At 67.3% G+C, this 12,530-nt stretch carries 9 protein-coding genes; 7 read left to right on the top strand and 2 right to left on the bottom strand.

Features of this window, described 5'->3' with window-relative positions:
• The first annotated feature begins 5 nt into the window (after positions 1–5).
• From CFB50_RS16420 to CFB50_RS16410, 3 genes are all read left to right on the top strand, one after another.
• Entirely contained in the window at positions 6–1,058 is a 1,053-nt protein-coding gene (locus tag CFB50_RS16420) for a LysR substrate-binding domain-containing protein (protein ID WP_089446543.1), read from the top strand.
• 115 nt (positions 1,059–1,173) lie between these two features.
• Positions 1,174–1,383 (top strand): hypothetical protein, encoded by a 210-nt coding sequence (locus CFB50_RS16415; RefSeq protein ID WP_089446542.1) that lies wholly within the window; start codon positions 1,174–1,176, stop codon positions 1,381–1,383.
• A complete protein-coding gene (locus CFB50_RS16410) occupies positions 1,383–1,763 on the top strand; it encodes a type II toxin-antitoxin system VapC family toxin (RefSeq protein WP_089446541.1) in 381 nt (126 codons plus the stop codon). The genes CFB50_RS16415 and CFB50_RS16410 overlap by 1 nt, the downstream gene beginning before the upstream one ends.
• Positions 1,764–1,819: 56 nt before the next feature.
• Here the strand turns inward: CFB50_RS16410 and dapA are convergent, their stop codons facing one another.
• On the bottom strand, positions 1,820–2,713 hold the full coding sequence (gene dapA, locus CFB50_RS16405; protein ID WP_089446540.1) for a 4-hydroxy-tetrahydrodipicolinate synthase: 894 nt from the start codon (positions 2,711–2,713) through the stop codon (positions 1,820–1,822).
• A 452-nt stretch (positions 2,714–3,165) separates the two neighbouring features.
• Between dapA and CFB50_RS16395 the strand changes: the two genes are divergently transcribed.
• Both CFB50_RS16395 and CFB50_RS16390 read left to right on the top strand, forming a co-directional pair.
• Positions 3,166–4,185, top strand: coding sequence for a sulfate ABC transporter substrate-binding protein (locus CFB50_RS16395; RefSeq protein ID WP_069249019.1), 1,020 nt, complete (start codon positions 3,166–3,168; stop codon positions 4,183–4,185).
• 187 nt (positions 4,186–4,372) lie between these two features.
• Positions 4,373–5,335: an ion channel gene (locus CFB50_RS16390; protein WP_089446539.1), complete on the top strand. Its 963-nt coding sequence runs from the start codon at positions 4,373–4,375 to the stop codon at positions 5,333–5,335.
• Between the two features lie 51 nt (positions 5,336–5,386).
• On the opposite strand, the gene CFB50_RS16385 is transcribed toward CFB50_RS16390, so the two are convergent.
• Entirely contained in the window at positions 5,387–6,001 is a 615-nt protein-coding gene (locus CFB50_RS16385; RefSeq protein ID WP_089446538.1) for a glutathione S-transferase family protein, read from the bottom strand.
• Between the two features lie 371 nt (positions 6,002–6,372).
• Between CFB50_RS16385 and CFB50_RS16380 the strand changes: the two genes are divergently transcribed.
• A complete protein-coding gene (locus CFB50_RS16380; protein ID WP_089446537.1) occupies positions 6,373–6,930 on the top strand; it encodes a sugar O-acetyltransferase in 558 nt (185 codons plus the stop codon).
• A gap of 2,004 nt (positions 6,931–8,934) precedes the next feature.
• Positions 8,935–12,507, top strand: coding sequence for an indolepyruvate ferredoxin oxidoreductase family protein (locus CFB50_RS16375; RefSeq protein ID WP_089446536.1), 3,573 nt, complete (start codon positions 8,935–8,937; stop codon positions 12,505–12,507).
• Positions 12,508–12,530: the final 23 nt, after the last annotated feature.

The raw sequence follows: 12,530 nt of genomic DNA, 5'->3' as shown, positions 1-12,530 counted from the left end.
TTGAGATGCCCGGACAAGACATTCCCCGCGACGACGGCGAGTCGCTCGCGCTGGCCGATGCCACGCTGGCCCGGCCCAACTTCGACGTGGCGGCGCTGCGCAGCCTTGTCGCCGGGGTGGATCTCGGCAGTTTTGCGAAGGCGGCCGACCGCGTCGCGCGCTCGTCGTCGGCGGTGAGTGCGCAGATCCGCAAGCTCGAGGAGCAGGCCGGCACGCCGCTGTTCGTGAAGGCCGGGCGCGGGCTGGCGCTGACCGACGCCGGCGACGCGATGCTGCGCTATGCGCGGCGGATGATCGAGCTGAACGACGAGGCGGCCGCGGCCGTGCGCGGCATGAATCTCGACGGCTGGGTGCGTGTCGGGCTGCAGGAGGATTTCGGCGAGGCGATTCTGCCCGACGTGCTCGGGCGGTTCGCGCGTGCGCATCCGAAGGTGCGGATCGAGGCGCGCGTGGCGCGCAACGCCGACTTGCTCGACCGGCTCGACGCGAACCAGCTCGATCTCGCGCTGGTGTGGGGCGATCCGGCGTCGGCGGCGCTGGTGGCGCGCGCGGGGATCGAGAGCGAAGCGATCGCGCAGGTGCCGATGCAGTGGGTGGGGGCGGCGGGTTCGGTCGCGACCGACTTCGGCATGCCGGGCGGTGGCGCAGAGGAGGAAGGCGGCGCGGACGAAACGGGCGGCCGTGCGGTGCGCGCGCCGGGCGAGCCGCTGCCGCTCGTCGTGTTCGACCGGCCGTGCCGGTTCTTCGGTGCGGCGACCGGCGCGCTCGATCGCGCGGGCGTGCCGTGGCGCGTTGCGTTCACGACCCCCAGTCTCGCCGGGCTATGGGCCGCGGCGGCGGCCGGCCTCGGGCTGACGGTGCGCTCGCAGTACGGGCTGCCCGCGTCGGTGCGCGTGCTCGATGCGGCTTCGTGCGGGTTGCCGGCGCTGCCGAGTTTGCCGCTGATTTTGCTGCGGCGCACGTCGTCGGCGACGCCGACCGTCGATCGGCTCGCGCGGATCGTGAAGCAGGCGGTGCGGGATGCGACGGAGGGGACGGGGGCGGCGCTGGCGGCGTGACGAAACCCTCGCTTGCCGTCGCCGGGTGCGGTTCGGCAATCCCTCTGCCGATCGGTCGAATGGATCGATCAGGTGAACCTGACTACAGTGATGATCACTTGAAACGGAGGTCATCATGCAAAACGAGAATACGCCCGGCGCCAGTGCGGTCGATCCGGCCCAAAGGGCAGATGTCACGATCCGCGGTGACGGGGCGTCAACTGATCGACTCGTGCCCGGCGATCCGCCTGTTCGGTTCGGTGTCCTGCAAGGGCAGGCGTGGATCGCGGACGACTTCGATGCCCCGCTGCCTGATTACCTGCTGGATGCCTTCGAAGGGCACTGATGCGGCTGTTGCTCGATACGCACATCTTTTTGTGGATCGTGACCAATGACCCCAGGCTGAGCGCAAGGGCGCGCCGGCTGATCTCGGCGGCCGATGAGCGTTTCGTCAGCAGCGCGAGTATCTGGGAGGCCGCCATCAAGGCCGGCCTGGGGAAGCTCGATATCGACGTCGGCAAGCTGATCCGTGCGATCGGCTCGAGCGGGATTCGCGAGCTGCCAGTCCGGGCCGTGCATGGGGCCGCGGTCCGTGATCTGCCGCACCACCATCGTGATCCATTCGATCGCTTGCTGGTCGCGCAGGCCCGTCACGAGCCGCTTCAGCTCGTGACGGCCGATGCCCATCTCGCGCGGTACGACCTGTCTCTCGTTCTGACAGTTTGAAGCAATCTGTCGGGGCGAAATCCATTGGTCGCCTGTACGTCATGTGGCGTCGCGGTTCATGCTGACGCGACGTTCGGCTCGATTTCGTCCAGTTCCGCACAAATGGCCGCCAGCCGCTCCCTCAACCCTTCACTCGCCGGCACGAACGGCAGCCGCAACCCGTCCTCGCACCACCCTTGCGCGGCCAGTACGGCCTTCACCGGCGCCGGGTTCGGCTCCGCGAACAGCGCCGCGACGAGCGGCTGCAGCGCGACCGACAGGCGCCGCGCATCGGCGAGCCGACCATCGCGCAGCAGCGCATGGATGCGCACATGCCATTCGGGCAGCACGTGCGCGCTGCTCGCGATCGCGCCGTGCGCACCGGCGCACATCGCCGCGAAGTTCTGATTGTCGTCGCCGGACAGGATCGCGAGCGGCGTGTCGTGCACGAGCCGGCTCATCCGGTCGAGCGTGCCGCCGCATTCCTTGATGCCCGCGACGCGCGGGTCGCGCGCGAGCGCCTGCAGCGTCTCCAGTTCGACGTTCACGCCGGTGCGGTACGGGATGTTGTAGACGAGCACCGGCAGGTCGGCCGCCTCGACGATCGCCTCGACGTGGCGGCGGATGCCGTCCTGCGTCGGCCGCACGTAGACGGGCGGCGTGACGAGCAGCCCGTCGGGCCGCAGCGCCGCGAGTTCGCGCGCGCGGGCGGCCGCGAAATGCGTCGCGCTCGCGGTCAGCCCGACGACGATCGGCAGCCCGGGCGCCGCGTCGCGCAGCGTCGCGATCACCGCGTCCTGTTCGCGCGCGTCGAGCAGCACGCCCTCACCGGTCGTCGCGCCCGCGACGAAGCCTGCGATGCCCGCGGCGGCATAGTGGCGCGCGAGCCGCGCGAGCGCGGCATGGTCGACTTCGCCGTGGTGGAACGGCGTGATGATCGGCAGCCAGATACCTTCGAAACGTGTGTTCATGCAAAGCCTCAGGGTGGAAACGGAGTGGGAAGGAACCGTTCCGCCGGCGGAGAGCCGGAGCGAGGCGTGTGAGCAAGGGGAAAGAAACGACCTGCGGGCATCCCGTCCGGCATTCGCCTGACGGGACGTGACGTCCTCGTCAGTCGAGGAGTCGTTTTTTCAGTTTCAGCCCGGCCGCGCGCGCGCCTGCCGCGACGGCGGCGAGGATCGGAAGCGAGCGCAGGGCAGCGGACATGGAGGAACCGGGAAATGGGCTGAGCGGCGATCTTAACACCGGATCCGATCCGCGCGCGAGCGTCCGCCGCCGCTTAGCAGGATTCGAGATTTGCTTTCCACGACTGATTGGAAAGCGCGCCGCGCCCGGCCGCTAGAATGCCCGCTTACGTTTCGATGACAGCGCGTACGCGTGCCGTCACGCACATTCACCACCACTGGAAACGGGGCATATCACGATGGCAAGCATGAAGGGGATCGGCCGCTGGCTGCACACGGGCGCGGCGGCGGCGCTGGTCGTGGCGGCAACGGCTGCGCACGCGGATACGTCGATCCTGAACGTGTCGTACGACGTGACGCGCGAACTGTACAAGGACATCAACGCGGGTTTTGCCGCCGCCTACAAGCAGAAGACCGGCGAGACGGTCGCGATCAAGCAGTCGCACGGCGCGTCGAGCGCGCAGGCGCTGTCGGTGCTGCAAGGGCTGCAGGCCGACGTCGTGACGATGAACCAGCCGAACGACATCGATCTGCTCGCCGAGCGTGGCCAGCTGCTGCCGAAGGACTGGCGCGCGCGTTTCCCGGACAACAGCTCGCCGTACTCGACCACGATGGTGTTCCTGGTGCGCAAGGGCAACCCGAAGGCGATCAAGGACTGGAGCGATCTCGCGAAGCCGGGTGTCCAGGTGATCATCGCGAACCCGAAGACGTCGGGCAACGGCCGCTATGCGTATCTCGCCGCGTGGGGCTTCCAGAAGCAGAAGGGCGCGACCGACCAGCAGGCGATCGACTTCGAGAAGGCGATCTTCCGCAACGTGCCGGTGCTCGACTCCGGTGGTCGCGGCGCGACGACGACGTTCACGCAGCGCGGCATCGGCGACGTGCTGGTCACGTTCGAGAATGAAGTCGCGCTGATGGACACCGGCGCATCGGGCGCGCAGTTCGACGCCGTGTATCCGTCGGCGAGCATCCTCGCGGAGCCGCCCGTCGCCGTCGTCGACAAGGTCGTCGACAAGAAGGGCACGCGCAAGGTCGCGCAGGCGTATCTGGATTACCTGTACACGCCGGAGGCGCAGGAAATCATCGCGCAACACCACCTGCGCCCGCGCGACGCGAACGTGCTGAAGAAGCATGCGGCCGAATTCAAGTCGCTGAAGACGTTCAGCGTCGAACAGGTCTTCGGCAGCTGGGCGAACGCGCAGAAGACACACTTCGCGGACGGCGGCACGTTCGACCAGGTGATCGTCGACCGCAAGTGAGCGCCGACCGCACGTGAGCACCGCGCGCTCGCCCACACGCTGACGACGCAGCCGGCCGCTTCCGCAGCCGGCTTTTTTTGCGCCGCGCGGCCGGCGGTGCGACGGATTTCGATTCCGAACCGGTACGCATACCCGGCCGCCGCCGCGCGTGCTACGCTCATCGCCTCCCTGTTTCCGGCGCCGCGCGATGAACGTCGATTCGTCCTCCCCAGCCTCCCGCGGCCGTGGCCGCAAGCTCTGGTCGGGCAACCGCCCGGTGATCGCGTACGGGATGCCGCCGCTCGGCTGGCGCGACCTCTATCACCGCGCGCTGACGGTGAGCTGGCCCGTATTCTTCCTGTCGCTCGCCGTGCTGTTCCTGCTGCTCAACGGCGCTTTTGCGACGCTCTACCTGCTTGGCCATGCGCCGATCGCGAACCAGTCGCCGGCCGGCTTCGGCGGCGCGTTCTTCTTCAGCGTCGAGACACTCGCGACCGTCGGCTACGGCGACATGCATCCGCAGACCGTCTATGCGCACCTGGTCGCGACGTTCGAGATCTTCGTCGGGATGTCGGGCATTGCGATGGCTACGGGGCTCGTGTTTGCGCGGTTTTCACGGCCGCAGGCGAAGATCCTGTTCGCACGCTACGCGATCGTCCGGCCGTTGAACGGCAGGATGACGCTGATGGTGCGCGCCGCGAATGCGCGCCAGAACGTGATTGCCGAGGCGCAGGCGAAACTGCGGCTGATGCGCGTAGAAGGCACGCACGAGGGCTACACGCTGCGCAAGATCCACGACTTGGCGCTCGTGCGCAGCGAGCATCCAATCTTCCTGCTCGGCTGGAACCTGATGCACGTGATCGACGAATCGAGCGCGCTGTTCGGCGAGACGCCCGAATCGCTCGCCGCGCGCGACGCGTCGTTGCTGATCACGATCGAAGGCTCGGACGAGACGACCGCACAGGTGATGCAGGCGCGCCATTCCTGGGAGCATGACGAGATCCGCTGGCGTCACCGCTATGTCGACCTGATGCACGACGAAGACGGCATCACGCACATCGACTACACGCATTTTCATGAGGTGGTGCCGGTCGACGCCGATACCGACGAGCGCGGCTCGCCGGGCGCGGTGGTCAATACCGGCGCCGCGACGTCGGGCCCGGCCGCGTAGTGGCGCTCGCGGCCGGCCGGTAGTGCCGCTCCCGCGCGACGCGTCTACGGGTCACGCATGCAGCAGGCGCGCCGCTTCGCGCTGTTCGATCGCGACCGCGCGGTGGAATGCGTCGCGATCCTCGGCGCGCGCGACATAGTCGCCGAGCACGCCTTCGTGCGGCAGCAGATGCGCGTCGAATGCGGTCTTCAGCGTGCTGGCGAGCAGCAGGTCGGCCGCGGTGAAGCGGTCGCCGACGAGCCACGGACTATGAGCGAGCGCTTGCGCGAGTGCGCGCTGCACGCGGGTGATGTTGCCCCAGCCGAACGCGACCGGATTGCCCGACGCGCCGGTGAATTTTTCGGCCATCGCCGGCTCGAGGCAGGTCGGCGTGAAGAACATCCATTGGAGGAAACGGCCGCGCAGCGGATCGTCGGGCGCGACGCCGAGCCCGGCGCCCGGGCAGCGGTCGGCAAGATAGAGCAGCACGGCGCCCGATTCGGCGAACGGCATGCCGCCGTCGTCGAGCGCGGGCAGCTTGGCCATCGGGTTGACCTGCACGAACGCGTCGCTGCCCTGTTCGTGCGAACGCAGGTCGATCGGCACGAGTTCGTACACCACGCCGAGTTCTTCAAGCATCCACAATGCCCGAAATGCCCGGGTCTTCGGCCAGTAGTAGAGCTTCATCGTGCCTCCGCGTGTGGGTGCAACTGTCGGTCCGGTGGATGCTCCAGCGTACCCGAGCGCCGCAGGTTCGGACAAGGGCACCTGGCAAGGGCGTCTAGCCAGCGGCGGTTATCTGCATAGGATGGCCAGACGCGTTGTGTGTCGAGCGAGAATCAGGCAGAAAGCCGGGCAAAGCCTTATCGCACAATGAGGTGCGTTGATAACTAGTTATATTGATACTAGTTATAAATGGGATGGAAATCACGGTGCAGGCCGGCATCCCGCGCACGGCATCACGGAGCCCGCAGCGTCTGCACACACGTCCACACTGGCATCGTTCCGCAAGCGCCGATGCATCGCGAAACAGGGAAATCATGGGAGACAACTCACGCATGGAAAACGACGATCGCATCACGATCATTCCGAGAAGAACGCCGGAATCGGCGGCGATGGTGGCCGAGGTCAAGCGGGCGATGTCGATCGCCGCGCGGATCAATCGCCTGACGTTCGACGATGCCGCCGAGGTTCGCACATTATTCGGAGAACTGATCGGCATGCCGGTGGACGACGGCTTCGTGTTGATCCCGCCGTTCCATGCGACAGGCGGCACCGGCATGAAGCTCGGGCGCAACGTGTTCGTCAACCAGAACTGCACGTTCTACGATCTCGGCGGGCTCGAGATCGGCGATGACGTGATGATCGGGCCGAACGTCAGCCTCATCACGTCCGGTCACCCCGTCGAACCTTTGCGGCGGCGCGACTTCGTCGTCGCGAAGCCGATCGTGATCGAACGGAACGTCTGGATCGGCGCTGGTGCGACGATCATCGGCGGTGTGACGGTGGGCGAGAATTCGGTGGTCGCGGCCGGGGCCGTCGTCACGCGGGATGTTCCGCCGAATGTGCTGGTCGGCGGCAATCCGGCGGCGGTCATCCGGTCGATTGCCGAGTAATGCGGCTCGAGGGCGCGTGCCTGTTCGGTGCAGCCTCGTTGGACAGATGTGGATAACCCACCTCGAAGGCGACTCGAAACGCTGTGCATTTGAATGGTGAGGGTGCCGCCGAGGCCGTCTGGATGGGGCTTTCCGGTCAATGCCCGATAGCCGTCGGCGGATGCGCGGGCCGTTCCAGTCGATGGTCCGACGAAGGTCGCACCGCGCGATCGGTTGTGGATATCCTCACGCCGAAACGACTCGGCGCCCTGTGCATTTCACAGGTGAGGGTCACCGGATGATACGGAATGCATGAAGCGGGTTGTGGACAACTCGCCCGCGAAACGACGCGAAATGCTGTGGAATTCAACGGTGAGGGCCGGCATCCGATCGGGCGATGCGCCTGTCCTGGCGCGGTTTTCCGATCTTTGCGTGGTTCGAAGCGTCGCGCATTCTAGCCGAACGCGCGCATGCTTGGCGGAACCGCGTGCGTGCCGCGACGTAGAGATCCGGTTCCGGCTGTTACCCGAAAGGCCGTGCATTTTAACGGCGAGTGCGGGCGTGTGGTCTGCAACGTGCAGATTTCGCTGCGCATCGCCGCGTTCGCAAGCGACTCGAGGCGCTGCGCAATGCAGGGGTGAGCGAGAACGCGGGATCGGCGGTCAGCGCACCAGGAATGCGATCATTCGGCCATCGGCGCCGTCTGAAGCGTCGTGTGTCTCAGGCTCGCACACGGGGGCGCGAACGAGGAAAACTCGGGCACCCGTGCGGATATCCTGCAGCCGAAACGACTCGCGACACTGTGCATTTCGATGGTGAGTGTCTGTACCCGATCGGCTGATGAGCCGCTTCCAGCAAGGATTGCCGGCCGGTCGCGCCTTCCGCGGCGCGCATCCGCTATCGCATCGACGGATGCGGATGCATGTGGATATCCTGCGTCGCGGACCACTCGAAGCGCTGTGGTTTTCAACGGTGAGGGTGCTCGCCTGGCCGGTCAGCAATGCCGGATCGGGCGTGGATAACCGCTGTTGCAGACACTCGAAGCCCTGTGAATTTCATCGGTGAGTGCAGGCCCGCGATTGCGCAGCATGCGTGTTCCAGCGTGCCTTTCCGGCTGATCAACCCACTCGCGACCCAAAGTATTTCCACGTTGAGCGGCCGCCCGCGATTGTGCAGCATGCGGGTTCCGGCGCGCCTGTCCGGTCGATAATCCCGCTCGCGATCCAGTGTATTTTCACGATGAGCGAGAGCCCGCGATTGTGCAGCATGCGCGTTCCGCCGTACATGTCCGGCCGATACACCCACTCGCGACCCAAAGGACTTCCACGATGAGCGCGAGCCCGCAATTGCCCGGCATGCATGTTTCTGCACGCCTTTCCAGCCGACAAACCCACTCACGACCCTGAGCATTCGAACGCCGAAGGCGAGCCGCCGATCGACGCAATACGCCCTCACCGATGGGGATATCCGCAGCCGAAACCCACTCGCCGCGCTGTGAATTTCAACGGTGAGAGTCGGGGCAAGCGCCAAACGCATGCCGACAACGGTGTGGACATCCCGGCCTCCACGCCACTCGAAACGCTGTGCAATCGAACGGTGAGCGCGCGAGCCCGGTCGGCCGAGGGGCGCGGCGTTGTGGACATCCCGCGCCGCCGACCAATCGCAACGCTGTGCATTTCAATGGTGAGGGTCAGCGCCACGACGCGCTGAAACCCTTGTCACACGGGGCACGAGCGCCACCCGCCGCTTCCCCGGGGCCACCGTCGGACCGCCACGCGTTTCCCCGGCAAACGGGCCGCCCGCCCCGACGCGTCGCCCATCCCGCCCGACCGCCGTGCGCGAAAACTCTCTCAAATCCCGGCAAAAAGCTGCGCACTTTTTCTCACTGAGGGCCCGCCAGAGCAAGATGAGAAAAAACATTCTCGGCTGCGCGCGAAAAAATAGAGCCATTCGCTGCCGCCAGTCACGCGTCGCCCGACGCCCTGCCGAGCAGCCCAGAACAGCACAATCCGGAGACTTCCCCCCATGACTGCCCGCCTGCCCGTCGACGGCACGCCTGCCCTGTCCGACTACCGCCTGACCGACAACCTGACCGCGACGCGCGGCCGGATCTTCCTGACCGGCACGCAGGCGCTGGTTCGCCTGCTGCTGATGCAGCGCACGGTCGACGCCGAACAGGGGCTCAACACGGCCGGCTTCGTCAGCGGCTATCGCGGCTCGCCGCTCGGCATGGTCGACCAGCAGCTGTGGAAGGCGAAGAAGCTGCTCGACGCCGGCGGCGTGCGCTTCCTGCCCGCGATCAACGAGGAACTCGGCGGCACGGCCGTGCTCGGCACGCAGCGGGTCGAGGCCGATCCCGAGCGCACGGTCGAGGGCGTGTATGCGATGTGGTACGGCAAGGGCCCGGGCGTCGATCGCGCCGGCGACGCGCTGAAGCACGGCAACGCGTACGGTTCGTCGCCGCACGGCGGCGTGCTGGTGGTGGCGGGTGATGACCACGGCTGCGTGTCGTCGTCGATGCCGCACCAGAGCGACTTCGCGATGATCGCGTGGCACATGCCGGTCGTGAACCCGGCGAACATCGCCGACATGCTCGAATTCGGCCTGTACGGCTGGGCGCTGTCGCGCTATTCGGGCGCGTGGGTCGGTTTCAAGGCGATCTCGGAAACGGTCGAATCGGGCTCGACCGTCGACCTCGACGCGCTGCAGACGCAGTGGCCCGCGCCGGAAGGCTTCACGCCGCCGGCGGGCGGCCTGCACAATCGCTGGCCCGACCTGCCGAGCCTCACGATCGAGGCGCGCCTCGCCGCGAAGCTCGACGCGGTGCGCCATTTCGCGCGCACCAACAGCATCGACAAGTGGATCGCGCCGAGCGCGCAGGCGAACGTCGGCATCGTGACCTGCGGCAAGGCGCACCTCGACCTGATGGAAGCGCTGCGCCGCCTCGACCTGACGGTGGCCGATCTCGATACGGCCGGCGTGCGGATCTACAAGGTCGGCCTGTCGTATCCGCTCGAAATGACGCGCCTCGAAACCTTCGTCGACGGGCTCGCCGAAGTGCTCGTGATCGAGGAGAAGGGCCCGGTCATCGAGCAGCAGATCAAGGACTACCTGTACAACCGCACGGAAGGCGCGCGCCCGCGCGTGCTCGGCAAGCACGACGCCGCCGGCGCCTGCCTGCTGTCCGAACTCGGCGAGCTGCGCCCGTCGCGCATCCTGCCGGTGTTCGCCGACTGGCTCGCGCGCCACAAGCCGGCGCTCGACCGCCGCGAACGCGTCGTCGATCTCGTCGCGCCGCAAATCCTGTCGAACGAGGCCGATGCGGTGAAGCGCACGCCGTATTTCTGCTCGGGCTGCCCGCACAACACGTCGACGAAGGTGCCGGAGGGCTCGATCGCGCAGGCCGGCATCGGTTGCCACTTCATGGCATCGTGGATGGAGCGCGACACGACGGGGCTGATCCAGATGGGCGGCGAGGGCGTCGACTGGGCCGCGCACGCGATGTTCACCAACACGAAGCACGTGTTCCAGAACCTCGGCGACGGCACCTATTTCCACTCGGGCATCCTCGCGATCCGCCAGGCCGTGGCCGCGAAAGCGAACATCACGTACAAGATCCTCTACAACGACGCGGTCGCGATGACGGGCGGGCAGCCGGTCGACGGCAGCATCTCGGTGCCGCAGATCGCGCGGCAGGTCGAGGCGGAAGGCGTGTCGCGCTTCGTGGTCGTGTCCGACGAGCCGGAGAAGTACGACGGTCATCACGGCCAGTTCCCGCCGGGCACGACGTTTCATCACCGCAGCGAACTCGACACCGTGCAGCGCGAATTGCGCGAGACGCCGGGCGTCACCGTGCTGATCTACGACCAGACCTGCGCGGCCGAGAAGCGCCGCCGCCGCAAGAAGGGCGAATTCCCCGACCCGGACAAGCGCCTGTTCATCAACGACGCAGTGTGCGAAGGCTGCGGCGATTGCGGTGTGCAGTCGAACTGCCTGTCGGTCGAGCCGCTTGAAACACCGCTCGGCCGCAAGCGCCGCATCGACCAGTCGTCGTGCAACAAGGACTATTCGTGCGTGAACGGCTTCTGCCCGAGCTTCGTGACGGTCGAAGGCGCGGCGCTGAAGAAGGCGGCCGGTGCCGCATTCGACGAAGCCGCGCTCGCCGTGCGCGTCGATGCGCTGCCGGTGCCCGCGACGCATCTCGACGCGGCGCCGTTCGACATGCTCGTGACAGGCGTCGGCGGCACGGGTGTCGTGACGGTCGGCGCGCTGATCAGCATGGCCGCGCACCTCGAAGGCAAGAGCGCGTCGGTGCTCGACTTCATGGGCTTCGCGCAGAAGGGCGGCTCGGTGCTGTCGTTCGTGCGGATCGCATCGAGCGACCGGTGGCTGAACCAGGTGCGCATCGACACGCAGCAGGCGGACGTGCTGCTCGCGTGCGACATGGTGGTCGGCGCGAGCGCCGAGGCGCTGCAGACGGTGCGTCACGAGCGTTCGCGGATCGTCGTCAACACGCACCGGATTCCGAACGCGTCGTTCGTGCAGAACCCCGACGCGAACCTGCATGCGGACGCGCTGCTCGAGAAGATGCGCCATGCGGCCGGCGACGGCTACCTGTCGAGCTGCGACGCGCAGGCGCTCGCCGCGAAGTTCCTCGGCGACTCGATCGGCGCGAACATCCTGATGCTCGGCTATGCATGGCAGCTCGGCCTCGTACCGGTGTCGCTCGCGGCGATGATGCGCGCGATCGAGCTGAACAACGTCGCGGTGCCAATGAACAAGCTTGCGTTCTCGATCGGCCGGATGGCGGCCGGCGACGCGGCGGGCCTCGATGCGTTGTGGAACGCGCGTCACACGGTGGCCGCGCAGGCCGCGCCGGAGACGCTCGCCGAGCTGATCGCCGATCGCGAAGCGCGTCTCGATGCTTACGGCGGCGCACGTTATGTCGAGCGCTACCGTGCGCTCGTGAGCGCGGCGCGTGCGAAGGGCGACGACGCGCTGACGCGCGCGGTCGCGACGACGTTCTACCGGCTGCTCGCGGTGAAGGACGAATACGAGGTCGCGCGGCTGTACACGGACGACGCGTTCCGCACGGCGCTCGAAGCGCAGTTCGAAGGCGTGCCGGGGCAGGCCTATCGCGTGAAGTTCAACCTGGCGCCGCCGACGGTCGCGAAGGCCGGCAGCGACGGCAGCGCACCGAAGAAGCGCGTGTTCGGCCAGTGGATGTGGCCGGTGTTCGGCATGCTGGCGCGCGTGCGCAGCCTGCGCGGCACGTGGCTCGATCCGTTCGGCCGCACCGTCGAGCGCAAGATGGAGCGTGCGCTCGCCGACGACTACGAGACGACGCTCACGCGTGCGCTCGCCGCGACGACGGCCGGCAATGCCGCGCAGGTCGTGCAACTGGCCGACCTGCACGCACGCGTGCGCGGCTTCGGTCACGTGAAGGTGCGCAACCTGGCCGGCGTGAAACGCGCGGAGCGCGAGCTTGCGCTGCAGCTCGGCATCGAAGCGGCGACGAGCGCGGCCGTGCAGCACGCGCTCGACGAGATGAAGGGCGCGGGGATGCTGAAGGGGATTCCGGTCGTCGTCGCGAAGTAACGCGAACGCGGGCGGAGATGAAA

It is taken from the genome of Burkholderia sp. AU33423 (assembly GCF_002223135.1).
Classification (GTDB): Bacteria; Pseudomonadota; Gammaproteobacteria; order Burkholderiales; family Burkholderiaceae; genus Burkholderia; species Burkholderia lata_D.
The sequence above is the reverse complement of the archived record's forward strand: the minus strand, read 5'-3'. Positions and strand labels throughout refer to the sequence as shown.

Bases quoted from the DNA above. Each gene is read 5' to 3' on its own strand.
- CFB50_RS16395 (WP_069249019.1), top strand. From the start codon at position 3,166: ATGGCAAGCATGAAGGGGATCGGCCGCTGGCTGCACACGGGCGCGGCG.
- CFB50_RS16385 (WP_089446538.1), bottom strand. From the start codon at position 6,001: ATGAAGCTCTACTACTGGCCGAAGACCCGGGCATTTCGGGCATTGTGG.
- CFB50_RS16380 (WP_089446537.1), top strand. From the start codon at position 6,373: ATGGAAAACGACGATCGCATCACGATCATTCCGAGAAGAACGCCGGAA.
- CFB50_RS16375 (WP_089446536.1), top strand. From the start codon at position 8,935: ATGACTGCCCGCCTGCCCGTCGACGGCACGCCTGCCCTGTCCGACTAC.
- CFB50_RS16390 (WP_089446539.1), top strand. From the start codon at position 4,373: ATGAACGTCGATTCGTCCTCCCCAGCCTCCCGCGGCCGTGGCCGCAAG.
- CFB50_RS16420 (WP_089446543.1), top strand. From the start codon at position 6: ATGCCCGGACAAGACATTCCCCGCGACGACGGCGAGTCGCTCGCGCTG.
- dapA (WP_089446540.1), bottom strand. From the start codon at position 2,713: ATGAACACACGTTTCGAAGGTATCTGGCTGCCGATCATCACGCCGTTC.
- CFB50_RS16410 (WP_089446541.1), top strand. From the start codon at position 1,383: ATGCGGCTGTTGCTCGATACGCACATCTTTTTGTGGATCGTGACCAAT.
- CFB50_RS16415 (WP_089446542.1), top strand. From the start codon at position 1,174: ATGCAAAACGAGAATACGCCCGGCGCCAGTGCGGTCGATCCGGCCCAA.